The sequence below is a fragment of the Streptomyces sp. NPDC025833 genome, assembly GCF_055558055.1.
On sequence record NZ_JBVHNF010000007.1, the window covers coordinates 327,152 to 353,128 of the forward strand.

General features: G+C 73.6%; 26 protein-coding genes. 15 read left to right on the forward strand and 11 right to left on the reverse strand.

All coding sequences use genetic code 11. From position 1 onward, the window contains the following. The first annotated feature begins 26 nt into the window (after positions 1–26). A complete protein-coding gene (locus ACZ4K2_RS14925) occupies positions 27–608 on the forward strand; it encodes a 2'-5' RNA ligase family protein (protein WP_467478040.1) in 582 nt (193 codons plus the stop codon). 30 nt (positions 609–638) lie between these two features. On the opposite strand, the gene ACZ4K2_RS14930 is transcribed toward ACZ4K2_RS14925, so the two are convergent. Then, on the reverse strand, positions 639–1,406 hold the full coding sequence (locus ACZ4K2_RS14930) for an SDR family NAD(P)-dependent oxidoreductase (RefSeq protein WP_467478037.1): 768 nt from the start codon (positions 1,404–1,406) through the stop codon (positions 639–641). Between the two features lie 86 nt (positions 1,407–1,492). Here ACZ4K2_RS14930 and ACZ4K2_RS14935 point away from each other — a divergent pair, with 86 nt between their 5' ends. Further along, a complete protein-coding gene (locus ACZ4K2_RS14935) occupies positions 1,493–2,413 on the forward strand; it encodes a YihY/virulence factor BrkB family protein (protein WP_467478035.1) in 921 nt (306 codons plus the stop codon). On the opposite strand, the gene ACZ4K2_RS14940 is transcribed toward ACZ4K2_RS14935, so the two are convergent. Next, the gene (locus ACZ4K2_RS14940; RefSeq protein ID WP_467478032.1) at positions 2,361–3,611 is read right to left on the reverse strand and encodes a D-alanyl-D-alanine carboxypeptidase family protein; all 1,251 of its coding nucleotides are present in this window, start codon (positions 3,609–3,611) and stop codon (positions 2,361–2,363) included. The genes ACZ4K2_RS14935 and ACZ4K2_RS14940 overlap by 53 nt on opposite strands. 91 nt (positions 3,612–3,702) lie before the next feature. Between ACZ4K2_RS14940 and ACZ4K2_RS14945 the strand changes: the two genes are divergently transcribed. Further along, positions 3,703–3,942 carry an SCO4848 family membrane protein gene (locus tag ACZ4K2_RS14945; RefSeq protein WP_467478029.1) on the forward strand — a complete coding sequence of 80 codons (240 nt, stop codon included), beginning with the start codon at positions 3,703–3,705 and terminating at the stop codon, positions 3,940–3,942. 226 nt (positions 3,943–4,168) lie between these two features. Continuing rightward, the gene (locus tag ACZ4K2_RS14950; RefSeq protein WP_467478025.1) at positions 4,169–5,713 is read left to right on the forward strand and encodes an ABC transporter substrate-binding protein; all 1,545 of its coding nucleotides are present in this window, start codon (positions 4,169–4,171) and stop codon (positions 5,711–5,713) included. A gap of 11 nt (positions 5,714–5,724) precedes the next feature. Here ACZ4K2_RS14950 and ACZ4K2_RS14955 read toward each other — a convergent pair whose 3' ends face one another. From ACZ4K2_RS14955 to ACZ4K2_RS14985, 7 genes are all read right to left on the reverse strand, one after another. Next, positions 5,725–6,465 (reverse strand): TetR/AcrR family transcriptional regulator, encoded by a 741-nt coding sequence (locus ACZ4K2_RS14955; protein WP_467478022.1) that lies wholly within the window; start codon positions 6,463–6,465, stop codon positions 5,725–5,727. A gap of 72 nt (positions 6,466–6,537) precedes the next feature. Continuing rightward, positions 6,538–6,948 (reverse strand): VOC family protein, encoded by a 411-nt coding sequence (locus tag ACZ4K2_RS14960; RefSeq protein WP_467478019.1) that lies wholly within the window; start codon positions 6,946–6,948, stop codon positions 6,538–6,540. Positions 6,949–7,036: 88 nt separating this feature from the next. Then, complete coding sequence (locus tag ACZ4K2_RS14965) at positions 7,037–7,816, reverse strand: succinate dehydrogenase iron-sulfur subunit (protein WP_467478016.1); 780 nt, start codon at positions 7,814–7,816, stop codon at positions 7,037–7,039. Continuing rightward, complete coding sequence (gene sdhA / locus ACZ4K2_RS14970; RefSeq protein ID WP_467478014.1) at positions 7,816–9,570, reverse strand: succinate dehydrogenase flavoprotein subunit; 1,755 nt, start codon at positions 9,568–9,570, stop codon at positions 7,816–7,818. The genes ACZ4K2_RS14965 and sdhA overlap by 1 nt, the downstream gene beginning before the upstream one ends. 19 nt (positions 9,571–9,589) lie before the next feature. Further along, entirely contained in the window at positions 9,590–10,072 is a 483-nt protein-coding gene (locus tag ACZ4K2_RS14975) for a succinate dehydrogenase hydrophobic membrane anchor subunit (RefSeq protein ID WP_467478011.1), read from the reverse strand. Between the two features lie 5 nt (positions 10,073–10,077). Continuing rightward, a complete protein-coding gene (gene sdhC / locus ACZ4K2_RS14980) occupies positions 10,078–10,458 on the reverse strand; it encodes a succinate dehydrogenase, cytochrome b556 subunit (protein ID WP_467478009.1) in 381 nt (126 codons plus the stop codon). A gap of 189 nt (positions 10,459–10,647) precedes the next feature. Beyond that, a complete protein-coding gene (locus ACZ4K2_RS14985) occupies positions 10,648–11,223 on the reverse strand; it encodes a 2-oxo-4-hydroxy-4-carboxy-5-ureidoimidazoline decarboxylase (protein ID WP_467478006.1) in 576 nt (191 codons plus the stop codon). A gap of 154 nt (positions 11,224–11,377) precedes the next feature. Here ACZ4K2_RS14985 and ACZ4K2_RS14990 point away from each other — a divergent pair, with 154 nt between their 5' ends. The 7 genes from ACZ4K2_RS14990 to ACZ4K2_RS15020 all read left to right on the forward strand — a co-directional run bounded on the left by ACZ4K2_RS14990 (position 11,378) and on the right by ACZ4K2_RS15020 (position 18,648). Next, positions 11,378–13,027 carry a beta-N-acetylhexosaminidase gene (locus tag ACZ4K2_RS14990; RefSeq protein ID WP_467478004.1) on the forward strand — a complete coding sequence of 550 codons (1,650 nt, stop codon included), beginning with the start codon at positions 11,378–11,380 and terminating at the stop codon, positions 13,025–13,027. A gap of 113 nt (positions 13,028–13,140) precedes the next feature. Next, complete coding sequence (locus ACZ4K2_RS14995; protein ID WP_467478002.1) at positions 13,141–13,845, forward strand: DUF4328 domain-containing protein; 705 nt, start codon at positions 13,141–13,143, stop codon at positions 13,843–13,845. Between the two features lie 258 nt (positions 13,846–14,103). Continuing rightward, on the forward strand, positions 14,104–14,445 hold the full coding sequence (locus ACZ4K2_RS15000) for a hypothetical protein (RefSeq protein WP_467478000.1): 342 nt from the start codon (positions 14,104–14,106) through the stop codon (positions 14,443–14,445). Positions 14,446–14,577: 132 nt separating this feature from the next. Next, positions 14,578–15,204 (forward strand): RNA polymerase sigma factor, encoded by a 627-nt coding sequence (locus ACZ4K2_RS15005; RefSeq protein ID WP_467477997.1) that lies wholly within the window; start codon positions 14,578–14,580, stop codon positions 15,202–15,204. Positions 15,205–15,417: 213 nt separating this feature from the next. Continuing rightward, positions 15,418–16,356, forward strand: coding sequence for a hypothetical protein (locus tag ACZ4K2_RS15010; protein WP_467477993.1), 939 nt, complete (start codon positions 15,418–15,420; stop codon positions 16,354–16,356). 271 nt (positions 16,357–16,627) lie between these two features. Then, a complete protein-coding gene (locus ACZ4K2_RS15015; protein ID WP_467477990.1) occupies positions 16,628–17,290 on the forward strand; it encodes an RNA polymerase sigma factor in 663 nt (220 codons plus the stop codon). Then, complete coding sequence (locus ACZ4K2_RS15020; protein WP_467477986.1) at positions 17,290–18,648, forward strand: hypothetical protein; 1,359 nt, start codon at positions 17,290–17,292, stop codon at positions 18,646–18,648. Before ACZ4K2_RS15015 ends, ACZ4K2_RS15020 begins: the two co-directional genes overlap by 1 nt. A 212-nt stretch (positions 18,649–18,860) precedes the next feature. Here ACZ4K2_RS15020 and ACZ4K2_RS15025 read toward each other — a convergent pair whose 3' ends face one another. Beyond that, positions 18,861–19,682: a L,D-transpeptidase family protein gene (locus ACZ4K2_RS15025; RefSeq protein WP_467477982.1), complete on the reverse strand. Its 822-nt coding sequence runs from the start codon at positions 19,680–19,682 to the stop codon at positions 18,861–18,863. Positions 19,683–19,760: 78 nt separating this feature from the next. On the opposite strand from ACZ4K2_RS15025, the gene ACZ4K2_RS15030 reads away from it, so the two are divergent. The 4 genes from ACZ4K2_RS15030 to ACZ4K2_RS15045 all read left to right on the forward strand — a co-directional run bounded on the left by ACZ4K2_RS15030 (position 19,761) and on the right by ACZ4K2_RS15045 (position 24,613). Next, positions 19,761–21,341, forward strand: coding sequence for an acyl-CoA mutase large subunit family protein (locus tag ACZ4K2_RS15030; RefSeq protein WP_467477979.1), 1,581 nt, complete (start codon positions 19,761–19,763; stop codon positions 21,339–21,341). 55 nt (positions 21,342–21,396) lie between these two features. Then, on the forward strand, positions 21,397–22,050 hold the full coding sequence (gene leuE, locus ACZ4K2_RS15035) for a leucine efflux protein LeuE (protein ID WP_467477975.1): 654 nt from the start codon (positions 21,397–21,399) through the stop codon (positions 22,048–22,050). Between the two features lie 164 nt (positions 22,051–22,214). Then, positions 22,215–23,201 (forward strand): glycosyltransferase family 2 protein, encoded by a 987-nt coding sequence (locus ACZ4K2_RS15040; RefSeq protein ID WP_467477972.1) that lies wholly within the window; start codon positions 22,215–22,217, stop codon positions 23,199–23,201. Further along, complete coding sequence (locus ACZ4K2_RS15045) at positions 23,198–24,613, forward strand: polysialyltransferase family glycosyltransferase (protein WP_467477969.1); 1,416 nt, start codon at positions 23,198–23,200, stop codon at positions 24,611–24,613. The genes ACZ4K2_RS15040 and ACZ4K2_RS15045 overlap by 4 nt, the downstream gene beginning before the upstream one ends. An 82-nt stretch (positions 24,614–24,695) precedes the next feature. Here the strand turns inward: ACZ4K2_RS15045 and ACZ4K2_RS15050 are convergent, their stop codons facing one another. Next, positions 24,696–25,877: an acyltransferase family protein gene (locus ACZ4K2_RS15050; protein WP_467477966.1), complete on the reverse strand. Its 1,182-nt coding sequence runs from the start codon at positions 25,875–25,877 to the stop codon at positions 24,696–24,698. Positions 25,878–25,977 lie beyond the last annotated feature (100 nt).

Consider the following 25,977-nt stretch of genomic DNA (forward strand, 5'->3'; position numbering starts at 1 on the left):
CGACAGACGCGACGACAGGAGACGACGTGCGGACCGTAACGATCGGCGTGTCGATCGCGGTCCCGGAGCCTCACGGCAGCCTGCTCCAGGAGCGGCGCGCGGGCTTCGGCGACCCCGCGGCTCACGGCATTCCCACGCACGTCACGCTGCTGCCGCCGACCGAGGTGGCCGCGGCCGACCTGTCCGCGGTCGACGCGCACCTCACCTGCGTCGCGGCGGCGGGCCGCCCGTTCCCGATGCGGCTGAGCGGCACGGGCACCTTCCGGCCCCTGTCGCCGGTGGTCTACGTCCGGGTCGTGCGGGGCGCCGAGGAGTGCGCCTGGCTCCAGCAGCGGATCCGGGAGGCCTCCGGTCCGGTGGCGCGCGAGCTGCAGTTCCCGTACCACCCGCACGTCACCGTCGCGCACGGCATCGACGAGGCGGCGATGGACCGGGCCTTCGAGGAGCTGGCCGGCTACGCGGCCGAGTGGCCCTGCACCGGCTTCGCGCTGTACGAGCAGGGCGCCGACCTCGTCTGGCGCAAGCTGCGTGAGTACACCTTCGGCGGACCCGTCGTGCCGCCCCAGCCCGGCCACGCCGACGCCGAGCGCGGGGCGCTGTACGGGTAGCGCCGCGGACCCGCCGCCCCCGGGGGCGGGTTACAGCGGAAGGCGCCGGAACAGCGCCCTGGGCGTGTGCCGGAGCACCGACATCAGCAGGCGCAGCGCGCCCGGTACCCAGACCGTCTCGGAGCGGCGGCGCAGGCCGAGTTCGACGGCGGTGGCGACGGCCTGCGGCGTGGTGGCGAGCGGCGGCCGGTACCGGCCCGCCGTCGCCCGGGTGCGGACGAACCCGGCGCGCACCAGCATGACGTGCACGCCCGTGCCGTACAGGGCGTCGCCCAGGCCTTGCGTGAACACGTCGAGACCGGCCTTGCTGGAGCCGTAGATGAAGTCGGCGCGGCGGGCGCGTTCGGCGGCGGCGGACGACAGCACGACGAGGGAGCCGTGGCCCTGCGTCTGGAGGTGGCGCCCGGCGACCAGCCCCGCCGAGACCGCCCCGGTGTAGTTGGTCTGCGCGACCCGCACCGCGCGGACCGGGTCGCGTTCGTCGTGCGCCTGGTCGCCGAGGACGCCGAAGGCGAACAGCACCAGGTCGACGGGCCCCTCGGCGAAGACCTTGCCGAGGACGGTCTCGTGCGACTCGACGTCGAGCGCGTCGAAGGCCACCGTGCGGGCGTCCGCGCCGAGGGCGCACAGGCTCCCGGCGGCCTCCTCCAGGGCCGGGGAGGGCCGTCCCGCCAGCCACACCGTGCGGGTGCGGCGGGCGATCAGCCGGCGGGCGACGGCCAGCGCGATCTCCGACGTGCCGCCGAGGACGAGCAGGGAGCGGGGTGGGGCGGTGGACGGTTCCGTGGCAGCCTTCATGGCAACTGACCGTATCGCCCGGGTATGACCGTTCCGGTGGAGAAACGCGGTGTTGACGCTCCCGCGCAGCGGGCACAGTCGGAAGCATGGACTGGCTGAAGAAGCTCCCCGGTATCGGGCCGATCGTCATCCGGTTGACGGCCACGCACGCGTGGCGGTCCTACGAACGGCTGGACCGGGTGAAGTGGGCCCGGCTGGCCGCCGCGATGACCTTCGTCAGCTTCGTGGCGCTCTTCCCGCTGCTGACCGTGGCCGCCGCCGTCAGCGCGGCGACGCTCACCTCGTCCCAGCAGCGCAACGTCGAGCACAAGATCTCCGAGCAGTTCCCCGGCGTCCTCTCCAGCCAGTTGGACATCACCTCGCTCGTCGACAACGCCGGCACCGTCGGGGTCATCGCCGGCGCGGTCCTGCTGTTCACCGGCATCGGCTGGGTCGGCCAGGTGCGGGACTGCCTGCGCGCGGTGTGGGAGATGCCGGACCGCGAGGAGAACCCGGTGCTCACCAAGGCCAAGGACGCCGGCATCCTGCTCGGGCTCGGCGGCGCCCTGCTGGGCACGCTCGCCGCCTCCACCCTCGCCTCGGCCGCCGTCGGCTGGCTGTCCGGCCAGGCCGACCTCGACGAACACGGCTGGGGCATCGTGCTGCTGCGGATCGTCGCCTTCGTCGTCGCCGTGTCCGCCGACTTCCTGGTCCTGCTCTACGTCCTGACCCTGCTGCCCGGGGTGGAGCCGCCGCGCCGCCGCCTGCTGGTCGCCGCGCTGCTCGGCGCGACCGGCTTCGAACTGCTGAAGCTGCTGCTCAGCGGCTACATCCAGGGCGTCGCCGCGAAGAGCATGTACGGCGCGTTCGGGGTCCCGGTCGCCCTGCTGCTGTGGATCAACTTCACGTCGAAACTGGTGCTGTTCTGCGCCTCCTGGACGGCGACGGGCAGCAAGGAGGAGGAGGGCGTCGGCGTCAGGGACGCGTCCGACGGCGCATCAGGTCCGGTAGCGGCCACCGGCGGTTGACCAGGAAGACCCCGCCGGCGAGCAGCGCCAGCAGACCGCCCGCGACGGCCAGGGCGGTCCCGACGCCGCTGGACGCGGACCCGGTGGCGGCGCTCGCCGCCGGCCGCGCGCCCGCCCCGCCGGCCGCGCCGGCCGGGGTCTGCGCGCCCTCGCCGGGGGAGACGCCGGGCTCCGGCCGCACGGTCGGCGACGAGGCGCTGCGCGGCGGCACCAGATCGCCCACCGCGTTGACCTTGCCGACCGCCTGGAAGCCCCAGTCGAGCAGCTTCGCGGTCTCCTTGTAGACCTCGTTGTGCTCGTGCTTCTCCGGGTTCATCACCGTGACCAGGAGCACCTTGCCGTTCCGCTCGGCGACCCCGGTGAAGGTGGCGCCCGCGTGGGTGGTGTTGCCGTTCTTCACGCCCGCGATGCCCCGGTAGACGGGGACGTCGTCGTCCCCGCTCAGCAGCCGGTTGGTGTTGCGGATCTCGGTGGAGCCGAACCGCGCGCTCACGGTCGAGCAGTAGTCGCGGAAGTCCCTCTTCTGGAGACCCGAGCGGGCGAACAGCGACAGGTCGTACGCCGACGACACCTGCCCCGGCGCGTCGTAGCCGTCGGGCGAGACCACGTAGGTGTCCAGCGCCTGGAGTTCCTCGGCGTGGTCCTGCATGTCCTCGACGGTCCGCCGGACACCGCCGTTCATCGCGGACAGCGCGTGCACCGCGTCGTTGCCCGAGCGCAGGAAGACCCCGAGCCACAGGTCCTGCACGGAGTAGGTGGCGCCCTCCTTCATCCCGACCACGCTGGAGCCCGCGCCCACCCCCTTGAGGTCGCCGGGCGCCACCTTGTAGCGGGTGGCGCGGGGGAACCGGGGCAGCACGGTGTCCGCGAACAGCATCTTGAGCGTGCTCGCCGGGGGCAGCCGCCAGTGGGCGTTGTGCGCGGCGAGGACCTCGCCCGACTCGGCGTCGGAGACGATCCAGGACCGGGCGGTCAGGTCCTTGGGCAGCACCGGGACACCGGGAGCGAGGTTGACCTGCGTGCCCGGCTGCCCGAGCCGGGCGCCGCCGAGCGTCGACATGCGGGCCGGGGGCGTGGCCGTCGGGCTCGCCGGGGGCGCCGGCGCGGCGAGGGCGGCGGGCGCGGTGACGGAGAGGGACAGCGCGGTGGCGGAGGTCACCAGCAGGGACCGCCGCCCGGTCTTCTTCGGTGCGGGCACGGACGAGAACGTACCCGTGCCGGAGCGTGAAGTCCCACCACCGGCTCCACCCCCGGCACGGCGGCCGGAACGGGACGGCGATACTGGACGCATGAAGCTCAGCCGCCCCGTCTCCTGGTTCCTGCTCGCCTTCGGGGTGTGGAGCTGGATCATCTGGATCACTTTCGTCAAGAATCTCGTCAAGGACGGCAGCGGACTCGCCTTCGACGACGGCCACCCGACGGCGTACTTCTGGGTGCACCTGCTGCTGGCGATCGCCTCCTTCGTATGGGGGACGGTCATCGGGGTCATCGGGTTGCGCGGGGTGCGCGCACTGCGCAAGACGTCGTAGCGGCGGTTCCGGCCGTCCTTTCCGCCGCGGTCCGGCAGGCCGTGCGGCCCGGCGCGATCAACGTCTCGGCAAGTTCTTTCACAACAGGGCAGAAAGTCCTTCCGCGCGGTGAAACCGGTGTGATTAGGTGAGCCGCGTCACTCCTGGGGGAGTGGCCGATTCGTGCTGGGCCAGGGGTAGGGGCCTCGTCGGCCCCGGGGAGGGCATCGCCGTGCGATCTGTTCGCATGCGGATTCTCGTCACGCTGCTCGTGCTCACCGTCGTGGGGATCGGCGGCTGGCAGCTCCTCCCGTCGCAGGGGGACCGGAACAGGACCATCACCGTGGGCACGACGGACGCGGTCACCGCGCTGGACCCGGCCGGTGCCTACGACGCCGGGTCCATGGCCCTGTTCAGCAACGTCTACCAGTCGCTGCTGACGTTCGGGCCGGGCGGGGTGGAGCCGGTCCCGGACGCGGCCGAGAGCTGCGCCTTCCGGGGCGGCGGCCTGCGGACGTACCGCTGCACCCTGCGGGAGGGGATCACCTTCCCGAGCGGACGCGCCATGACGGCCGCGGACGTGAAGTTCTCCTTCGACCGGGTCAAGAAGATCGACTCCGACGTCGGCCCGGCGTCGCTGCTCGGCACGCTCGCCTCGGTCAGCGCCGACGACGAGCGCACCGTCACCTTCCACCTCTCCTCCGCGGACGCCACCTTCCCGCTGAAGGTCGCCACCGGCGCCGGCGCGATCGTGGACCGGGACAAGTACCCGGCCGGCGCCCTGCGCACGGACTCCGGCGTCGACGGCACCGGGCCGTACACGCTGACGGCGTACACCCGGGGCCGCACGGCCGAGCTGGCGCCGAACGAGCGCTACGAGGGCTACCTGAGCGACACCGGGCGCCCGATCGAGCTGCGCTACTACACCGACTCCGCGCAGCTCGACCGCGCGTGGCGGACCCGGCAGATCGACGTCGCCACCCGCACGCTGCCGCCCCGCGTGCTCTCCGCGCTGAACCCGAGCGACCCCAGGCAGCGGGTCACCGACTCCGACAGCTCCGAGACCCACAACCTGTACCTCAACACCCGCTCCGGCTCCCCGCTGCACGACTCCCGGGTGCGCCGGGCGATGGCCTGGCTGGTCAACCGCGAGCAGCTCGCCTCGGCGGTCTACGCGGACACGGTCGACCCGCTGTACTCGCTGATCCCGGCCGGGATCATCGGCCACACCACCGCGTTCTTCGACAACTACCCGCGGCCGAGCGCCGCCAAGGCGCGGCGGCTGCTCACCGAGGCCGGGGTGAGCCTGCCGGTGCGCTTCACCCTCGGGTACGGCACCGGCCGGGGCCAGGGCGCCGAGGAGGCCGCGGAGCTGAAGAAGCAGCTGGAGGCGGGCGGCCTGTTCCGGGTGGAGACCAAGGGGTACGAGTGGACCGACTTCCAGAAGCGCTGGTCCGAGGGGAGGATGGACGCCTGGGCGGTCGGCTGGGTGGCCGACTACCCCGACCCGGACACCTTCGGCGCCGCGCTCGTCGGCACCGGCTCCACCATGAACACCGGGTACAGCAACAAGCGGGTCGACCGCCTGGTCCTGGACAGCCAGCAGTTCGCCCAGCGCAGCCGGGCCGCGAAGGACTTCGAGGAGATCCAGACGAACGTGGCCCACGACGTGCCGCTGATCCCGCTGTGGCAGCGCAAGGAGTACGTGGTGAGCACCGAGGACGTCGGCGGCGGCCAGTACCTCTTCGACGGCACCGGGGTGTTCCGGCTGTGGCGGCTGGGCTGGATCTGACCCGGAGGCGATCAGCCGGTCCGGCCGCGGCCCGGGTCGGGCAGCGCCCTCGTCATCCCCGGCAGGAAGTCCGTGAACAGCTCGTGGACCTCCCTGACCAGCGGCCGCAGGATGCGGAAGCGGGCCAGGGACACGCCGCGGGCGGTCAGCCGGGCGCCCCGCCGCGCCAGCCGGTAGCTGCGCTCGCGGTCCTCCGTGCGGTCGAAGATCCAGTACAGGACCAGCCCCATCTGGGCGAGCCACAGCAACTCCGGCAGGACGTCCCGCAGCTCCGGTGCCACCTTCGACCTCGAACCGGCCAGCACCGCCCGGTGCACGCCGATCGCCTGCTCGCGCGCGGGCTCGTTCTCCGGCGAGAAGGGGCTGAGCGGGCTGTCGGGGTCGGCGGCGTTCTTGAAGAACTGCACCGCGAACTCGTGGTAGGGCCGGGCGATGTCCAGCCAGGCGGTCAGCACGCCCGCGAGCCGCGTCTCCAGGTCGGTCTCCCGGGCGAGGACCTCCCGGACCGCCGCCTGGTGCTCGGCGGCGATCCGGTCGTAGAAGCCCTGGATCAGGTGCTCCTTGCCCTCGAAGTAGTAGTAGGCGTTGCCCACGGAGACCCCGGCCTCCTGGGCGATGGCCCGCATCGTCGTCTTGCCGTACCCGCGCTCCCGGAACAGCCGCATCGCGGTCTCCAGGATGAGCGCGCGGGTCTGCTCGGACTTGCTGGTCGGGGGGCCGGCCACGGTGGGGCCGTCGTTCTTCGCGGGCACGGTAGGAGCCTAACGAGTCACCCGGGCGGGGCCCGCCGGCCCGCACCCGCCGCTCCTCCCGCACGCGGGCGTTCAGCCCCTGCGGCCCAGTGCCGGGCGCTTGGTGTAGTCCGTGAAGCCCACGACGTTCCCCCAGGGGTCGGCGACCTCCACGGTCCAGCCGGTGACCGCCTCGGACGGCTCGTCCAGGGGCCTGATGCCGGCGGCGGCCAGCTCCCGCGCCGCCGCCCGCGCGTCCGGCACCTCCAGCCAGATCCGCGGCGCGGGCCACAGCGGCGACCGGTGGCCCAGCCCCTCCTCGGCGCGCAGCAGGATGCCGGGCGTCTCCGCGCCGACCCGCAGCAGCGCGATCCCGGCCTCGTCGAACCGGAACCCCACGGCGAACCCGGCCCGTCCGTAGAACGCGACGGCCTCGCCGAGGTCGCCGACGGGGAGCAGCACGTTGTCGAAGCCGAGCAGTTCGTACGACTCTTCGTCTGACATGTCGTCAGATTAGGAGTCCTTCTGCCGGGAAGCGAGGAGCCCCACCGGAAACGGGTTCCGGTGGGGCTCGTCGGCGGATGCCGGGGGATCAGTAGCGACGCGTGATGAGCGCGCGCTTGACCTCCTGGATCGCCTTCGTGACCTCGATACCGCGCGGGCAGGCGTCCGTGCAGTTGAAGGTCGTGCGGCAGCGCCACACGCCGTCGCGGTCGTTCAGGATCTCCAGGCGCTGCTCGCCCGCCTCGTCACGGCTGTCGAAGATGAAGCGGTGGGCGTTCACGATCGCGGCCGGGCCGAAGTACTGCCCGTCGTTCCAGAACACCGGGCAGGACGAGGTGCAGGCCGCGCAGAGGATGCACTTCGTCGTGTCGTCGAAACGCGCACGGTCCTCGGCGGACTGCAGCCGCTCGCGCGTGGGCTCGTTCGTCTCGTTGGTGACCAGGAACGGCATGACGTCCCGGTACGCCTGGAAGAACGGCTCCATGTCCACGACCAGGTCCTTCAGGACCGTCAGGCCCTTTATGGGCTCGACCGTGATCGGCTTCTCGGGGTTGATGTCCTTGATCAGGGTCTTGCAGGCGAGGCGGTTCCTGCCGTTGATCCGCATCGCGTCCGAGCCGCAGATGCCGTGCGCGCACGAGCGGCGGAAGGTGAGGGTGCCGTCGACGTCCCACTTGATCTTGTGGAGGCCGTCGAGGACCCGCTCCTTGGGGTCGATCTCCAGCTGGAAGTCTTCCCAGGTGGCCTCCGCCGAGACCTCCGGGTTGAACCGGCGGATGCGGAAGGTGACCGTGATGTAGGGGGAGTCGGCGAAACCGGGCTCGGGCTCGCCGGCCGCGTCCGCCTTGTCCAGAACAGGGGTAGCCATCAGTACTTACGCTCCATCGGCTGGTAGCGGGTCTGGACGACCGGCTTGTAGTCGAGACGGACGGTTTCCGAGCCGTCGGCGCCGACCTCGCGGTACGCCATGGTGTGGCGCATGAAGTTGACGTCGTCGCGGTTCGGGTAGTCCTCGCGGTAGTGACCGCCGCGGGACTCCTTGCGGGCCAGCGCGGACACGGCCATGACCTCGGCCAGGTCCAGCAGGTTGCCCAGCTCGATGGCCTCCAGGAGGTCGGTGTTGAACCGCTTGCCCTTGTCCTGGATCGCCACGTTCCGGTAGCGCTCGCGCAGCTCGGCGATCTTCTCGACGGCCGTCTTGATCGTCTGCTCGGTGCGGAACACCATGACGTTGGCGTCCATGGTCTCCTGCAGCTCGCGGCGCAGGGTCGCGACCCGCTCGGTGCCGGTGGAGGTCCGCAGCCGCTCGATCTGCTCGACGACGAAGGACGCCGGGTTCTCCGGCAGCTCCACGTAGTCGGACTTCGCCGAGTACTCGGCGGCGGCGATGCCCGCGCGGCGCCCGAAGACGTTGATGTCCAGCAGCGAGTTGGTGCCGAGGCGGTTGGCGCCGTGCACCGACACGCAGGCGACCTCGCCGGCCGCGTACAGGCCCGGGACGACGGTGACGTTGTCCGACAGGACCTCGCCCTCGACGTTCGTCGGGATGCCGCCCATCGCGTAGTGCGCGGTCGGCTGGATCGGGATCGGGTCCGTGTAGGGCTCGATGCCGAGGTACGTGCGCGCGAACTCGGTGATGTCCGGGAGCTTGGCGTCGAGCTGCTCCGGCGGCAGGTGGGTCAGGTCCAGGTAGACGTGGTCGCCCTCGGGACCGCAGCCGCGGCCCTCGCGGATCTCCGTGTAGATGGAGCGGGAGACGACGTCACGGGAGGCGAGGTCCTTCATGACCGGCGCGTACTTCTCCATGAAGCGCTCGCCGTCCTTGTTGCGGAGGATGCCGCCCTCACCGCGGGCGCCCTCGGTCAGGAGGATGCCCATGCGCCAGATGCCGGTCGGGTGGAACTGGAAGAACTCCATGTCCTCCAGCGGCAGGCCCCGGCGGTAGACGGCGGCCTGGCCGTCACCGGTGAGGGTGTGCGCGTTGGAGGTCACCTTGAAGAACTTGCCGGTGCCGCCGGAGGCGTAGATGACGGCCTTCGCCTGGAAGACGTGGATCTCGCCGGTCGCCAGCTCGTACGCCACGACACCGGCCGACTTCTTGACGCCGTCGACCTCGGTGATCAGCTGGTCCAGGACGTAGAACTCGTTGAAGAACTCCACGCCCTCCTTGACGCAGTTCTGGTACAGCGTCTGGAGGATCATGTGGCCGGTGCGGTCCGCGGCGTAGCAGGACCGGCGGACCGGCGCCTCGCCGTGGTTGCGGGAGTGACCGCCGAAGCGGCGCTGGTCGATGGTGCCGTCCGGGGTCCGGTTGAACGGCAGGCCCATCTTCTCCAGGTCGAGGACGGCGTCGATGGCCTCCTTCGCCAGGATCTCGGCGGCGTCCTGGTCGACCAGGTAGTCACCGCCCTTGACCGTGTCGAAGGTGTGCCACTCCCAGTTGTCCTCCTCCACGTTGGCCAGCGCGGCGGCCATGCCGCCCTGCGCGGCGCCCGTGTGGGAGCGGGTGGGGTAGAGCTTGGTCAGCACGGCGGTGCGGCTGCGCTTCGTCGACTCGATGGCCGCGCGCATGCCCGCGCCGCCGGCGCCGACGATGACGGTGTCGTACTTGTGGATCTTCATGTTTCTCGCAGCCCCGTGCCTAGCGGATGTTCGGGTCGAAGGTGAAGATCACCAGCGTGCCCAGCAGGATGGTGAACACCGTGGCGGTGTAGAGCAGCGCCTTCAGCCACATGCGGCTGGCCGGGCGCTCCGCGTAGTCGTTGATGATCGTGCGCAGGCCGTTGGAGCCGTGCAGCATCGCCAGCCAGAGCATCACCAGGTCCCAGACCTGCCAGAACGGGGACGCCCAGCGGCCGGCCACGAAGGCGAAGCCGACCTTGGAGACGCCGCCGTCCAGGAAGAGCTGGATCAGCAGGTGGCCGAGGACGAGGACGACCAGCACGATGCCCGACAGGCGCATGAAGAGCCAGGCGGCCATCTCGAAGTTGCCCCGGGTGGACCTGGGGGTCTTCTTGGTGCGCTTGCGGGGCGCCTCGATGAACGGGGCCGGGTTGTCGACCGTGTACACGGGGGCGCCCTCGACGGGGCCGACTCCGGACGCGGTGGTTTCAGTGGTGGACATCGGCGTCAGCTCCCAAAGAGGACACGGAAGGCGTGGCCCAGCACCGAGTAGACCGAGCCGAGCATCAGCACCACCCAGATGACGCCGACGACCCAGAACATCTGCTTCTGGTAGCGCGGGCCCTTCGACCAGAAGTCGACGGCGATGACACGCAGGCCGTTGAGCGCGTGAAAGAGGATGGCGGCGACGAGGCCGTACTCCAGCAGCGCGACGATCGGCGTCTTGTACGTGGCCACGACCTTGTCGTAGGCCTCGGGGGAGACACGCACGAGAGCGGTGTCCAGCACATGAACGAACAGGAAGAAGAAGATGAGGACGCCGGTGACTCGATGAGCCACCCAGGACCACATTCCTTCCCGGCCGCGGTACAGCGTTCCAGCCGGCACGGAAGAACCCTCCGGGAGCGGGGACTAGGGCCGCGCCGGCTTCACTGTCGGTCGGGCCCGGCCGGGTACGGTCCACCGGCCCCCAGCATCGTAGCGAGGCGGCGCGCCGTGGCTTACGGGGGGCCTACCGGTGTGATCAAAGTGGCACCGGACGGACTAGAAATGCGGCGTCTTGGGCGGTATGCCCGCTCATGTGCCGACCGCGGGCGCATCGTGCCTGGTCACGCCCGTGCGGCAGGGACCGGACGGCGCACACGGGCCCGTGCCCCTCAGCCGCGCCGCGAGTCTTCCCCGGGCCAGGCGCCGCAGCTCCTCGGCCGCCGTGACCCGTTCCTCCTCCGGATCGTTCGTCAATCGTGACCGGATCGCTTCGAGGATGCGATCGATGGCCTCGCCCGGAGGGGCGTCCCCCAGATAGATCACGAACGCGTGTCCGAACCGGGCCTCGTAGGCGGCGTGGGCCGCGCGCAGCGCCGTGTGGGCCGCCGAGTACGCGCCCGCGGGCAGCTCCGGCAGCGACTCGCCGGCCAGCGCCTCGGCCAGGTCGGCCGGCGAGAGGTCGTACGCCGCCTCGTCCGCCGCGGCCAGCAGGGACTCCGTGTCGGGGTAAGGGCGGTGGCCGGCGATCCGGCAGGACCAGCGGCGGCTGTGCAGGCAGCGCAGGAGCAGCGCGCGCGCCTCGTCGGCGGGAGCGGCGTTGAAGGCGTCGAGGGGCTGGGGGAGATACGGCAGGCGGTGGGCGGACAGCGTGGGTCCTCGCGTCACAGGTGGCGTGGCAGGGGATGCTGTGAAAGGTGTGTCGTCAGGTTATCGAGAGTGTTCATGGTGTGTCCGGTGGATGCCCGGATTTCACCCGAACGGGAGAGTTTCGGTTCGTCCGGGTGACACGTGGGCGCCGGATCGGTCGTACGTTGGCTGGGTGAGCCAGCACAGGCGCCGGGGTGCGGCGCGACAGGTGAAGCGGAAGCGGGCGGTCGTGACCGCCGCGGTCGTCGGGACGGTCGCGCTCGGCACGGGCGTCGGCGTGTGGGCCTCGGCGGACGGGGGCGGCGGGAGCCCGCGGGAGGGCGCGCGGCAGTCGGCGTCCGGCCGGATCGCCGAGGGGTCCGCGGTGCCGGACACGCCCGCGCCGAGTCCGAGTCGCTCCTATCCGCTCTCCCGGGCGCCGCGCACGATCCCCGCGGTGCGCTCCCACACCCCCGCGCGCGGGCCCGGCTGGCAGCCGCGCGGCGGCGCGCGCGTGGTGGTGGCCGACCCCGGCCTGGCCGACGAGGGACGGCTGGTGGCCGGCGAGCTGGGCCTCGCCTACGCGGGGCAGGCCGGCGACGTGCGGCCGGGCGACGTGCGGCTCGCGCTCGGCGGGGGCGGCGGCCCGGAGTCGTACACGATGACCGTCCGCGACGGGCGGGTCGAGATCAGCGGGCCCGGCGAGGCGGGTGTCTTCCACGGCACCCGCACCCTGAAACAGGAGGTCCGCGGCGGCGGCACCGCCCCGGAGGGCGTCGTACGGGACGAGCCGGCCAAGCCGGTGCGCGGGTTCATGCTGGACATCGCGCGCAAGCCGTACGACGAGTCCTGGATAGAGGACCGGATACGCGAGCTGGGCGACCTGAAGTACAACGAGCTGGGCCTGCACTTCTCCGACGACCAGGCCTTCCGGATCGAGTCCGCCACCCACCCCGAGATCGTCTCCCCGGACCACCTCACCAAGGCGCAGGTCAAGCGGATCGTCGACCTGGCGGACAGCCGCCACATCACCGTCCTCCCCGAGATCGACTCGCCGGGACACCTGGGCGCGGTCATCGCCGCCCACCCCGGCCTGCAACTGCGCGATGTGAACGGGACGCCCGTCCGGGGCGCGGTCGACATCTCCGAGCCGGGCTCCGCGAAGATCGTCGACGACCTGCTCGACGAGTACGCCGGCCTCTTCCCCGGCGGCCGCTGGCACCTCGGCGGCGACGAGTACCAGGCGCTCACGGTGCGGGACCCGCAGGCGTCCTTCCCGCAGCTCGCGGCCGCCGCCCGGCAGCGGTTCGGCTCCGGCGCCACCGTCGCCGACCTGGCCACCGGCTGGCTCGACGACCGCGCCGCCACCGTCCGCGCCCACGGCAGGACGATGCGGGCGTGGAACGACGGCTTCTTCCGGAGCGCCTCCGTGCCGCCCGCCAAGGACCTCCAGGTCGCCTACTGGACGGGCAAGGAGATCGGCGCCCGCAAGCCGGTGGAGTACCTGGACGCCGGCCGGCAGGTCGTCAACTACAACGACGAGTTCCTCTACTACGTCCTCGGGCAGCCGCAGACGTTCGTGTACCCGACGGGACAGCGCATCTACGAGCAGTGGACCCCGCGGGTGCTGCGCGGCACGACCGCCGTGCCGGCGCGCTACGACGGGCAGATCCTCGGCGGGACCTTCGCGGTGTGGGGCGACTTCCCGCACGCCCAGACCCAGGCCCAGGTCGCGGCCGGGGTGCGGATGCCGCTGCGGGCCACCGCGCAGAAGCTCTGGGACCCGGGCACGCCCGCGCTGTCCTGGGCCGAGTTCCGGAAGCTGGCGGACCGGCTGGGCTGAGAGACGGAATGGACGTGTGACGGCGGCCGACCGCAGGTTCGACCGCTGGGGCGCCCGGTTCGGGGAGAGCCGCGCGACGCGCCCGCTCGTCCAGTGCTCCGGGGGGACCCTTCATGACCGCACCCGTGCCCGCGCCGCCGTACGCCGCCCCGCCCGGCTCCCGGCCGCGTTCGCCGGCCGGCCTCGCCCGTGCCGCCACCGTCCTGCTCGGGCTCGTCGCCGCCGCCGACGTGTTCGCCTGCTTCGCGGACCTGCTGGATGCGGACGTCGCCGGTGACATCGCCGACGGCGCCGTCGGGGCGGGCACGGCGGACCGGGCCGACCGCGCCGACACCCTCTTCGCCGCGGCCGCGATCACGCAGGGGACCGTCCTGGTGGCCACGGCCGTCGTCTACCTGTGCCGGCTGTGGCGGGTGCGGCTGAACGCCGAGGTGTTCGACGCCGCCCGGCACCGGATGCGCCGCGGCTGGACGATCGGCGGCTGGTTCTGCCCGGTCGTGCACCTGTGGTTCCCGCGCCGGATCGTGGCGGACGCCTGGGACGCCGGCGCCCCGTGGGGGATCCGGCACCCGCACACGGTGCTCAACGCCTGGTGGGCGGCGTGGCTCGCCGGCGTCGTCGTGGGCCGGTACGCCGACGCCGCCTACCGGCGCGCCGACACGGCCGCCGAGATACGCGAGGCCGCGCGGGCGCTGCTGTTCTCCGACGCCCTCGACATCGTGGCGGCCGTCCTCGCCGCCGTCGTCGTCCTCCGCCTGACCCGGATGCGGGAGCGCAAGATGCGCACGGGCGAGGTGCCCGTACCGGCGCTCGGCTGAGGACCCCTCGCCGGTGCGGCGCGCAGGGCCGCCGCAGCGCGGAACACGTGACGTGGGGGGAAGCCGTGCCCGTCCTGCGGTGGACGTGGGGCGGTCCTGCGGCGGCTTTCGAAACGTCGGAGAAACGTCTCGAATGGCGGTGACGGAACGCGGCCCCGGCTCGCTCTCCCCTATGTGACAGCCCATCTGACAACCCATGTGACAGACCGGTGCGCGACGGTACCGCAGGAGCCCAGGCCGCATGCCGCGGCGAGGCCCGTGCGGTGGGCGGCGGACGCGGTGGCGACGATGCGCGAGGGTGCGCGGGTCCGGCTGGACTACTCGGCACAGAGCCTGTGGCGGGTGGACCGGATGATCGAGGAGATACGCCGGGAGGGGCCGCCGTACGCGGCCGTCGAGAGCGTGCTGCGCGGCTTCGGCGCCTACGCCGGCGAGGTGATCGTCCGCCGGACCGGCGGCGAGTGGTGGGCGACCGGCGGCGAGCACTGGGTGCGCACCCCCGACGGGCGGCTGTGGGACCCGGTCGAGGAGGCCCGCCGCTGCTACGGCGGCGACGGCTCGCTGCGGCTGCTGTGCCGGGACGCCACCGCCGGGGGCTGACCGCCCGGCTGTGACACTTCCGTCGGGGCCGACGCTGATGATCGTGGGGGGCGACGGACACGGCCGGAGCGTCTCGCACCGTGAGGCAGGCGCCACGCAGTGGCCAGGAACTCGGCACGAACGAGGACGGTCTTGGGCCAGGGAGGGGAACCCCGCCGCCCGCAGCCGCGGGACGGGGAGCTGGGCGCGGCGGTGGCGCGGGCCCAGGAGGGTGACGAGACCGCCTTCGCGGTGGCCTACCGGATCGTGCAGCCGGGCCTGCTGGGCTACCTGCGGGGCCTGGTCGGCGAGGACGCGGAGGACGTCGCCGCCGACGCGTGGCTGGAGATCGCCCGCGACCTCGGCCGGTTCCGGGGCGACGGCGCCGGGTTCCGCGGCTGGACCGCGACCATCGCCCGGCACCGCGCGCTGGACCACCTGCGCCGCCGGCGCGTCCGGCCGCGGGCCGCACAGCTCGAACGGGACGCCCTCGAACTGCCCGGCCCGCACAGCACCGCCGACCAGGCGCTGGAGTCGCTGTCCACGGCACACGCGCTGGAGCTGGTGCGCGCGCTGCCCCGGGACCAGGCCGAGGCGGTGCTGCTGCGGGTGGTCGTCGGCCTCGACGGCCCGTCCGCCGCCCGCGTCCTCGGCAAACGGCCCGGCGCCGTCCGCACGGCCGCCTACCGGGGGCTGCGCCGCCTGGCCCGCCGGCTCGGCGCGCCCGACGGCGACGACGGTGTGACGGCCGGCGAGCCCCCGACGCTGGGTGAGTCGTGACGACCGCCGCCGGGCGCGGGACTCGCGCGGGCGCGTACGGCGCCCCGGCCCGGCCGGTGCGCGGGACGCGCGGGGCCGGTGGCCGCGCGGGCCGGACGCCGGAGTCCGGCGGGCCGGTGGCCGCGGGCGCGCGGCGGGACCGCGCGGCACGCGGACGGGACACGGGGTACGGGTACGGGCTTCTAGGCGGACCGGACGAGGACGGGAACGGACATGGGTGAACGGCACAGCGGCGAGGGGCCGCCCGGCCACCGGCGCCCGTTCCCCGGCGGGACCGTTGTCGCGCCCGAACCGGACGGCTCCCCGGGCCCGGCCGGTGGACTGGAGGACCGGTTCGGCGCCGCGCTGCGCGCCGGGGACGTCGATCCCGAGGCCGAGCGCGGTGCCGTGGCCGCCTTCCGGGCCGCCCGCGACGCGGGCGCGCACGGCGCGCGCAGCCGCGCCCGGGACGACTGGCGGCCCGGGCGGCCGGGCCGCGCCCGGCGCTCGCTGCGGACCACCCTCTCGCTCGCGTTCGCGTCCGTCGCCCTCGGCGGAGTGGCCGTCGCGGCGATCGGTACCGCGGACTCCGGCTCCGGCGACCCGGGTCCGGCACCGCGGCCCGCGCGGGGGACGGCGAGCACCGCGCCCGCACCGTCCCACGCGACGCCCGGCACCGGCGGCCCGGCCGCCGGACCGCGGGTCACCGCGCCCGCCGGCCTCCCCGCCGCCGGCGCGCGCCCGGCCACCGTCCGGGACACCCTGGCCCACTGCCGGAACCGGGCCCGCTCCGGCGACCGAGGCGGGACGGCCTGGCAGCGCATCGTCGAAGCCGCGGGCGGCCCGGAGAGGGCCGCGGCCCACTGCGCCGCCCTGCTCGCCCGCGCCGAGCACGGCAACGCCGGGAAACCGGGCCACCCCGGCGGCCCGGGAAACTCCGCCCACGTGGACGCACCGGGCAACTCCGGCAAGGCGAGCGGCTCCGGTACGGGGGGCAACTCCGGCAAGGCGGTCGGCCCCGGCACCACCGGGAACTCCGGCAGGGCGGGCAACTCCGGCAAGGCGGGCCGGACGGGCGCCGCGGGCACGTCCGGCACCGGCGGCGGGGGAGCGGCCGAGGGCGGCGGCCGGGGACGGCAGTCCGGTGGGAAGCGGACCGGTGGCCGCGGGTAGGTGCCGTACCGCCGCGCCACGGCAACGGCCGGGGCCGCCACCCCCCACAGGAGAGGCCCCGGCCGTCGCGCGGACGGGCCGCGTACGGCCCGTACTCCCCTCAGCGCCGCGCGTGCGTTTTCTGTCACACCCTGGCGCGCCGGGTGATCACCCTGTGCACATCCGAACCCGGTCACGAGTTAGTTGCATCTTCTACAGACGTGGACGGGCACCGGTTTCACGCCGTAACGTGCCTTTCGCGCCGACCGAAGACAGGCGTAAAGGGAGTGCGGTGCTGGGGGACGACGCGGAGCTGACCACCGCGGTGCGTGCGGCACAGGACGGGGACGAGACCGCGTTCCGTACGGTGTACCGCGCCGTGCAGCCCCGGCTGCTCGGATATGTGCGCACCCTGGTCGGAGACCCGGACGCGGAGGACGTCGCCTCCGAGGCGTGGCTCCAGATAGCCCGCGACCTCGACCGGTTCAGCGGGGACGCCGACCGGTTCCGCGGCTGGGCCGCCCGGATAGCCCGCAACCGCGCCCTCGACCACATCCGCATGCGCGGCCGCCGCCCGGCCATAGGCGGCGACGAGACGGAGCTGACCGGCCGGGCCGCCGAGTCCGACACGGCCGGCGAGGCCATCGAGGCCCTGACCACCGACAGCGCCCTCTCCCTGATCGCCCGGCTCCCGCAGGACCAGGCCGAGGCCGTCGTCCTGCGCGTGGTGGTGGGCCTGGACGCGAAGACCGCCGCCGAGACGCTCGGCAAACGCGCGGGGGCCGTCCGCACCGCCGCGCACCGCGGCCTCAAACGGCTCGCGGAGCTGATCGGCGCGGATCCGGAATCGGCGGGCGGCCTCGACGCCCTCCCGCCACAGCGAGAACCGCGCCGCGGCGCGGTGACGTCCGCCACTGTGACGCATACGCGTACGCGGACGCAGAAGGACATGTGATGGCCGACGAGCGGTACAAGTGGCTGAACCGGGAGACGGCGGAACGCCTGCTGCGCGGTGAGTCACTGGAAGCCGTCGACCTCTGCGCCCGTGACCAGGCCGAACGCCTCTCCCGGACGCTCGGCGCGCTGTCCGCGGAGGTGGCCTCCGCCCCCGGCGGACTCCCCGGCGAGCAGGCCGCCCTGGCCGCGTTCCGCAAGGCCCGCGCGGCCGCCGAGGCGGAGCGCGCCGCCGCCGCGCACGCCCCCACCGGTGCCCGCCCGTCCGCCCCCGGCGCCGACGCGGGCCCGGTCCGCCTCGGCCACCGGGCCCGTACCGGAATCCCCGCCCCCCGCCCGTGGGCGCGTCCGGCACGTCTGGCGCTCGCCGCCGCGCTGGCCGTGGGCACGCTCGGCGGGGTCGCCGTGGCCGCCGGCAGCGGTGTGCTGCCCACCCCGTTCGGTGACGACGCCCCCCGCCCCGGCGCCTCCGTCTCCGCCGGTACGACGACCGGGCCGCCGCTCGGTCCGCCGCCGAGGCCGGCCACGACCGGTGGGGCGACGGCGACGGGCGAGCCGGGCCGCCGCCGCACCGGCGAGGCCGCCGGGCAGGGCGGTGGTCCCGCGCCCTCCGCGACGCCGGGCGCCGGGTGGCCCGGTGCGGCCGCGGTCTGCCGGGCCCTGGGGGACGGCGGGGACGTGGACGCCGGCCGTCTGCGCACCCTGGAGCGGCTGGCGGGCGGCCCCGCCCGCGTGGCCCGGTACTGCCGGATCCTGCTGACCGACGGCGGCACCGGCCCCGGCGGCACCGGGGAGGACTCCGGCGACGAGCAGGGCAAGGGCAGGGGCGGCAACGGCAACGGTACGGGTGGCGGGAACGGCAACGGCGGTAACGGCAAGGACAAGAACGGAAACAGCGGGAACGGCACGGGCGGGAACGGAAACGGCGGGAACGGCAAAGGCCGCGGCGGCGAGGACGGCCAGGGCGGCCAGGGCGGTGGCCAGGACAGCGGCGGTCAGGCCAGCGGCGGCCAAGGCGGCGGCGGTCAGGGCGGCGGGGACGAAGGCGACGGGGGCAACGACGACGGGGGCAGAGCCGGCGGGGGCGAAGGACTCGGCGGGCAGGGCGGGGGCCGGACCCCGGGCAAGGCCGGCCAGGGCCACGGCCACGGCCGCGCCGACCGGGACCACGGCGACCGGGGCGGTGACCCGGACCACGGCAAAGGCGGCCGGCCACGCCGCGCCGCCGCACCCGCTCCCTCCGCCACCACGGGCTCCCCGCACCCCGGCCGGTCGGGCGGCGGCCGGCCCGCCGCGGCACCGCGTGCCCCGCACTCGGCCTCCCGGACGACCCCGGCCTTCGTGCAGCCAAGCCTCTGACCTGCGTCTTTCCCAGTTTTGAAAATTTCATCGTGCGAGGTGTGACATTTCCGGGGCCCCTGACGCAGTACTGAGTGAGCCGACTGGTCATCGGCCGTCGCACTGAGCCGGGGTTCCCCCCGTACCCAAGGTTCGTGCACCCGGCGCGGGCGGGACACGTTCCCCCGGTCCCGTCCGCGCCCCCACCGCAACGCCCGCCCGGGCGGCCCGCCTCACCGGTGGACGACGACCTTGTCGCCGACCCGCACCTGGTCGAAGAGCCGGGCCATCGCCGTCTCGTCCCGGACGTTCACGCACCCGTGCGAGCCGCCCGTGTAGCCGCGCGCCGCGAAGTCGTACGAGTAGTGCACCGCCTGGCCACCGCTGAAGAACAGGGCGTACGGCATCGGCGCGTTATAGAGAGTCGACACATGATGCCGTGACTTCCAGTAGACGCTGAAGACACCTTCGCGGGTGGGGCTGTACTGCGAGCCGAACCGCACGTCCAGCGTGGACAGCGTGCGCCCGTCCACCATCCAGCGCAGCGTCCGGCCGGACTTGTCGATGCACAGCACACGGCCGGCCAGACAGCGCGGATCCGGCGCGCCGACCGGCCGGCCACTGGTCGGATACAGCTCCCCCGGGCCCGGCGGCCGCGTCATCGCGACCAGCCGCCGCCAGGTCTCGGCATCCGCCGCGCCGGTGCGCGGCAGCCCCCGCTTGCCCTGGAAGCCCCAGACCGCCTGCACGGTCGCGCCGTCGTACGACCCGGTCGGCTCCTCGGTCAGCCAGGCCACCTGGCGCAGCCGCGCCTGCAGCTCCCGCACGGCCGGCCCGCTGTCCCCGCGCGACCACAGCACCCGGGACGGTGGCTGCCCGGCGGACGCCGTCCGGCCGGGACCGGCCCCGTCGTCCGGGAGCCGGACGCGCACCGGCAGTCCCCGGCCGCCGTCCGCGCCCGGCGGCTGGACGGTGCAGCCGCAGAGCGCGGCGACCGCGGCGACCGCGGCGGCGGCCCGGGCGGGCAGGGCGGCAGGTCTCCCCGGCATCCTCATCCCCGGATGCTTCCCCGCGTGACCCGCGCCGAACTACGGGGCATGGTGAGGGGGTGGGGGCGTACCGCGGAGGCACCCATGGCACGTGAGTCGGAGTCGGGCCTGCCCATCGAGCCGGTGTACGGGCCGGCCGACCTGACCGGCTGGGATCCCGGCCGGAAACTGGGCGAACCGGGCGCGTACCCGTTCACCCGCGGCATCCACCCGACCATGTACACGGGCCGGGGCTGGACCATGCGGCAGTACGCGGGCTTCGGCACCGCGGCCGAGTCCAACGCCCGCTACCGGCAGCTCATCGCCCACGGCACCACCGGCCTGTCCGTCGCCTTCGACCTGCCGACCCAGATGGGGCACGACTCCGACGCCCCCCTCGCGCACGGCGAGGTGGGCAGGGTGGGCGTGGCCGTCGACTCCGTCGAGGACATGCGGGCGCTGTTCGACGGCATCCCGCTGGACCGGGTCTCCACGTCCATGACGATCAACGCGCCGGCCGCGCCGCTGCTCCTGATGTACGAGCTGGTGGCGGAGGAACAGGGGGTGCCGGCCGGGCGGCTGACGGGCACGGTCCAGAACGACGTGCTGAAGGAGTACATCGCGCGCGGCACGTACATCTTCCCGCCCCGGCCCTCGCTGCGGCTGACGGCGGACGTCTTCCGGTACTGCGCGGCCGGGATGCCGAAGTGGAACACCATCTCGGTCTCCGGCTACCACATGGCCGAGGCGGGCGCGTCCCCCGCGCAGGAGATCGCCTTCACCCTCGCCGACGGCATCGAGTACGTCCGCACGGCGGTGGCCGCCGGCATGGACGTCGACGGCTTCGCCCCTCGCCTGTCCTTCTTCTTCGTGGCCCGCACGACCCTGCTGGAGGAGGTCGCCAAGTTCCGCGCGGCGCGCCGGATCTGGGCCCGGGTGATGCGGGAGGAGTTCGGCGCACGCGACCCCCGGTCCCTCATGCTGCGCTTCCACACCCAGACGGCCGGGGTCCAACTGACGGCCCAGCAGCCGGAGGTGAACCTGGTCCGGGTCGCCGTCCAGGCCCTGGCGGCCGTCCTCGGCGGCACCCAGTCCCTGCACACCAACTCCTTCGACGAGGCGATCGCGCTGCCGACGGACCGCAGCGCCCGGCTGGCGCTGCGCACCCAGCAGGTGCTCGCCCACGAGACGGACGTGCCGGCCACGGTGGACCCGTTCGCGGGCTCCTACGCGGTCGAGCGGATGACCGACGACCTGGAGGAGGCCGCCCTCGCCCTGACGCGCCGGGTCGAGGAGGCGGGCGGGGCGGTCGCGGCGATCGAGCGGGGCCTGCAGAAGTCGGAGATCGAACGGAACGCGTACCGCATCGCCCGGGAGACCGAGTCGGGGGAGCGGGTGGTGGTCGGCGTGAACCGCTTCCGGCTGGCCGAGGAGGAACCGTACGAGCCGCTGCGGGTCGACCCGGCGATCGAGGCCCGCCAGACCGAGCGGCTGCGCGCACTGCGGGCCGGGCGGGACGGGCGGGCGGTGACCGCGGCGCTGGACGCGCTGGGGAGGGCGGCCGAGGGGGAGGACAACGTCCTCCACCCGATGAAGGAGGCGCTGCGGCGGCGGGCGACGGTGGGGGAGGTGTGCGGGGTGCTGCGCCGCGTCTGGGGCGAGTACGTGCCCCCGGACGCGTTCTGATCCGGCCCCCGGACACCCGGGCCGCGCCCGGGCACCCCCGTGCGACACTCCTGCCATGTTCGGCGTCACAGACCTCCCCACCTACCTCGCGGGCCTGGCCCTCATCATCCTGCTGCCCGGCCCCAACTCCCTCTACGTCCTGTCCGTGGCCGCCCGCCGCGGTGTGCGCGCCGGGTACACGGCCGCCGCCGGCGTGTGGTGCGGGGACACGGTCCTCATGACGCTCTCCGCCGCCGGCGTCGCCTCCCTGCTCCAGGCGAACGCGGTGCTGTTCGGGATCGTGAAGTACGCCGGCGCCGGCTACCTGACCTGGCTGGCGATCGGGATGATGCGCTCCGCGTGGGAGCTGTGGCGGACCCGGCGCACGCGGAGCGCCGAGGAGGCGGCCGGGCCCGACCGGGCCGCCGACGAGCGGCCCTTCCGCCGCGCCTTCGTCGTCAGCCTCTTCAACCCCAAGGCGATCCTTTTCTTCGTCGCCTTCTTCGTGCAGTTCGTGGACCCCGGGTACGCCTACCCGGCCCTGTCCTTCGTCGTCCTCGGCGCCTTCGCCCAGCTGGCCAGCTTCCTCTACCTCAGCGCGCTGATCTTCGGCGGCACCCGCCTCGCCGCCGCCTTCCGGCGCCGCAAGCGGCTGTCGGCGACGGCCACCTCGGCGGCGGGCGCCCTGTTCCTCGGCTTCGCGGTCAAGCTGTCGCTGGCCTCCTCCTGACGTTCCGCCGGACCCCGCCGGACCCCGGCCGGCGGGGCAGCGCCAGGCCGCCACCCCGCGTTCACCCCGTGTTCCGGCGGGGGTCGCCGCCCGGCGTCGAACACTTTCTACGGTCACACGGACCTGCCCCTGAGACGACCTGCTGAGAGAGCCCGGGTGTACGTGTGACCAACCGCTCCCCGAAACTGTCGGTGATCATCCCCTGCTACAACGTCGAGACGTATGTTCCGGAGACGGTCGCCAGCCTCGTCAACAACGCCCGAAGCGACTTCGAGTTCCTCCTCATCGAGGACCGGTCGACCAAGGACAACACCTACGAGGCGCTGCTGGAACTGACGAAACGGCTGCCGAACAGCAGGGTCGTCCGGCACGAGCAGAACGGTGGCCTGGCCACCGCGCGCAACACCGGCATCGACGCGGCGGAGGGCCGCTACCTCACCTTCCTCGACGGTGACGACTGGCTCGCCCCCGGCTACCTCGACAGCCTGGTGCGCCACATCGAGCGCCTGGACGTCGACTTCGTCCGCACCGACCACGTCCAGGTGACCGGCGTGAAGCGCGCCGTCCACCGGGCACCGGAAGGACGCCGGCACATCGCGCTCGACCCGCGCGACTCGATCCTCCCGGTCGACGAGAGCACCATGGTCGACTACCCGTATGCCTGGGCCGGCATCTACCACCGGCGCCTGCTCGACCGCGGCATGCTGCGCTTCCACGACGGCCTGCGCACCGCCGAGGACCGGCCCTGGATCTGGGAGCTGCACCGCAGGGCGGACTCCTACGCCGTCGCCAGCCTGCACGGCGTCTTCTACCGCAGGGGCGTCGCCAGCTCCCTCACCCAGATCGGCGACGTGCGCCAGCTCGACTTCTTCCGCTCCTTCGACCTCGTCCTCGCCGAACTCGCCGACGACCCCGAGGCGGGCAGGCTGCGCAAGAAGGCGCTGCGCAACTACTGCGTCGTCATCGCCCACCAGCTCCTGAACCGCGAGCGGTTCGAGCGGAGCGTCGCCGCCCGGCTGCGGCAGCTGGCCGGCGAGGCACTGGAGCGCATGTCCGAGGAAGAACTGACCGAGGCCCTCGTCGGCATGGGCGAGCGACGCGTGGACGTGCTGCGGCGCATACGCGGCGGCATGAAGGGAATCGCGGCATGAGCGGCACGGACCGTACGGACACCGGCGCGGGCACGGCCCGGGCCACGGCCGGGGGCGCGTGCCGGCCCGGTACGACCCAGATATTCTTTTCGGCCACCCAGTACGCGGCGGCCACCGTCACCGCCGCCCTGCGCGCCGGGCTCTTCGGCCCCCGCGCCGAGCACCGGCGCATCCTCGTCGTCAGCAACACCGCCGCCGTGCCCGAGGTCGGCACCCCGCTGGACCGCATGGCCGGCTTCGAGCGGCTGCGCCCGGAATTCGACGAGGTCCGCTCCTGGAACGACTTCATCGCCCCGCACCACCCGGCCGGCTGGTCCCCGCGCGGCCAGGACCTGGTGATGTGGCAGAAGGCCGTACGCCTCGACTGGAACCTCGGCGACGAGCCGGTCGAGATCGCCTGCGAGTCGATCCAGGCCAACCCCTCCCGCGCGGTGGCCGACATCTTCGCCGACAGCCCGATCCACGTGTACGCGGACGGCCTGATGAGCTACGGCCCCACCCGCAACCGCATCCCGCACGGCATGAGCAGCCGCATCGCGCGCGTGCTCCACCTCGACCTGGTGCCCGGGCTGCGCCCGCTGCTGCTGGCCGAGTACGGGATCGAACCCGTGGCGGTGCCGAACGACTCCGTCGTCGGGGTGCTCGCCGAGATCGGCGCGGAGGGCGCCGGGATCCTCGCCGACCGCGTCCCCGCCGCCGAGCGCCCCACCGCGGTGCTGCTCGGCCAGTACCTCTCCGCCATCGGCCTGATCACGCAGGACGAGGAGGAGGAACTCCACGTCCGCATGCTGCGCGCCGCCGCCCGCGCCGGGCACCGCGGGGTCCTGTTCAAGCCCCACCCCAGCGCCCCCGCCGCCTACGACAGCACGCTGGAGGCGGAGGCCGCGGCGCTCGGCGTGCGGCTGACCGTCCTGAGCGAACCCGTGCTCGCCGAGACCGTCTTCGCCCACCTGAAGCCGGAACTGGTCATCGGCTGCTTCTCCACCGCGCTGATGACGGCCGCCGCCTTCTACGGCATCCCGGTCGCCCGGGTCGGCACCGACCTGCTCCTCGACCGCATCACGCCGTACGAGAACAGCAACCGCATCCCGCTCACCATCATCGACGCGGCCCTGCCCGACGCGGAACGCGACACGACCGGCACCCCGCTCCCGCTGGACTCGCTCGGCGCGGACCTCGGCCCGCTCGTGCGCACCGTCGGCTACTGCATGCAGTCCCGCAAGCTGCCCGGCCTGCGCGAGGAGGCCGTCGCCTGGCTCGGCGCGCACCTCGCCGGCCGTCCGCGGTACTTCAAGAAGCGCCGCCTGACCGCGCTGCGCCTGCCCGGCGGCAGCACCGTACGCGCCGAGGCCCTGCGCCGCCACCCGGCGGTGCGCAAGGCCGTGAAGCAGATCCGGGCGCGCCGGCGGTAGCCGCGCCCGGGGCGGACCCGGGCGGCCGGCGGGAGCGGAGCGCTCCCGTCGGCCGCCTTTCCCTGCGGGTGCGGCAGGCCGCTCAGCGCGGGGGGACGGCCGCCGTCCGGCGCGCCGCCAGCGCCCGCTTCAGCCGGGGCCCGAACGGCCGCTCCACGAACCGGTGCATCAGCCAGGCCAGTCCCAGCAGCGCGGCCACGGTCAGCGCGAGCGTCGGATACGGGCCGAGGCCGAGCCCGCGGTGCAGGATCCGGATGACGAACCAGCCCAGGTGCTCGTGGATCAGGTAGAAGGGGTACGTCAGCGCCCCGGCCAGCGTCAGCCAGCGCCAGTTCGCCCACCGCGTCCAGCCCAGTGCCACCACCGCGACCGCCGCGAAGGACAGGAAGACGATCCCCTGGATGACGTGCGCGTCCCGCGGGAAGGCGCCCTGCGGGCCCGGGTGCCACAGGGCCGTGACCGAGTAGCGCTGTCCCAGCAGGAAGGACATGCCGACGATGCCCCACAGCAGCCAGTCGCTGCCGAAGCGGTGGATCAGGTAGAGCGCCAGGCCGCCGATGAAGTACGGCGCGTGGTCCCGCATCACCAGTTCGTCCGTGAGCGGGGTGTCGGCGACCCGCGACAGCACACCGGCCAGCGTCCACAGGATGCAGAAGGTCACCACGCGCCGGTAGGTGACCCCGCGCCAGATCACGAAGAGCGCGAAGAGCACGTAGAACCGCATCTCGACCCAGAGCGTCCAGCACACGCCCAGCACCCGCGGCACGCCCATCGGCTGCTGGAGCATGGTGAAGTTCATCAGGAACTCGTCCGACCGGAGCGGGTGCACCACGACCGGCAGGACGACCGAGGCCGCGCCCACGATGAACAGGGCCGCCCAGTAAGCCGGGTAGAGCCGGGAGACGCGGGAGCGGAAGAAGTCGCCCAGGGTACGGCCCCAGCTGCTCATGCAGATCACGAAGCCGCTGATGACGAAGAAGAACTGCACGCCCAGACAGCCGTACGTCGCCGCCTGCGACAGGGTGGGGAACACGTCCGAGGGGGACTGGTGCCAGGAGGCGGCGACCTCGCCGTTCTTGCCGGCGAAGTGGTAGAGGCAGACCATCAGCGCGGCCAGCAGCCGCAGCCCGTCCAGGGCGCGCAGCCGGTCACCCGCGCGCACGCGGACGGGGCCGGCCGGCAGGCTGCCGGGGCCCGGCAGCCGTTCGGCGGGCAGCGCACCGACGGCGCTCGCCGGTGCGAGGGTCTGGTCGGCCGGTTTCATCGTGGGCCTCTTTCGGCGGATGCGATCTCGGGGGTCGCGCTCGTGGGTCAACGAGGCGACGCTACGCACCCCCGACGGAGGGAAAACGAGGGGAAGTTGA

Coding starts and splice junctions, on each gene's coding strand:
- ACZ4K2_RS15025 (WP_467477982.1), bottom strand. CDS start 19,682: ATGAGGATGCCGGGGAGACCTGCCGCCCTGCCCGCCCGGGCCGCCGCC.
- ACZ4K2_RS14930 (WP_467478037.1), bottom strand. CDS start 1,406: ATGAAGGCTGCCACGGAACCGTCCACCGCCCCACCCCGCTCCCTGCTC.
- ACZ4K2_RS15045 (WP_467477969.1), top strand. CDS start 23,198: ATGAGCGGCACGGACCGTACGGACACCGGCGCGGGCACGGCCCGGGCC.
- sdhA (WP_467478014.1), bottom strand. CDS start 9,570: ATGAAGATCCACAAGTACGACACCGTCATCGTCGGCGCCGGCGGCGCG.
- ACZ4K2_RS15020 (WP_467477986.1), top strand. CDS start 17,290: ATGGCCGACGAGCGGTACAAGTGGCTGAACCGGGAGACGGCGGAACGC.
- ACZ4K2_RS14950 (WP_467478025.1), top strand. CDS start 4,169: ATGCGGATTCTCGTCACGCTGCTCGTGCTCACCGTCGTGGGGATCGGC.
- ACZ4K2_RS14975 (WP_467478011.1), bottom strand. CDS start 10,072: ATGTCCACCACTGAAACCACCGCGTCCGGAGTCGGCCCCGTCGAGGGC.
- ACZ4K2_RS14945 (WP_467478029.1), top strand. CDS start 3,703: ATGAAGCTCAGCCGCCCCGTCTCCTGGTTCCTGCTCGCCTTCGGGGTG.
- ACZ4K2_RS15030 (WP_467477979.1), top strand. CDS start 19,761: ATGGCACGTGAGTCGGAGTCGGGCCTGCCCATCGAGCCGGTGTACGGG.
- ACZ4K2_RS15010 (WP_467477993.1), top strand. CDS start 15,418: ATGGGTGAACGGCACAGCGGCGAGGGGCCGCCCGGCCACCGGCGCCCG.
- leuE (WP_467477975.1), top strand. CDS start 21,397: ATGTTCGGCGTCACAGACCTCCCCACCTACCTCGCGGGCCTGGCCCTC.
- ACZ4K2_RS14935 (WP_467478035.1), top strand. CDS start 1,493: ATGGACTGGCTGAAGAAGCTCCCCGGTATCGGGCCGATCGTCATCCGG.
- ACZ4K2_RS15050 (WP_467477966.1), bottom strand. CDS start 25,877: ATGAAACCGGCCGACCAGACCCTCGCACCGGCGAGCGCCGTCGGTGCG.
- ACZ4K2_RS14960 (WP_467478019.1), bottom strand. CDS start 6,948: ATGTCAGACGAAGAGTCGTACGAACTGCTCGGCTTCGACAACGTGCTG.
- ACZ4K2_RS14965 (WP_467478016.1), bottom strand. CDS start 7,816: ATGGCTACCCCTGTTCTGGACAAGGCGGACGCGGCCGGCGAGCCCGAG.
- ACZ4K2_RS14995 (WP_467478002.1), top strand. CDS start 13,141: ATGACCGCACCCGTGCCCGCGCCGCCGTACGCCGCCCCGCCCGGCTCC.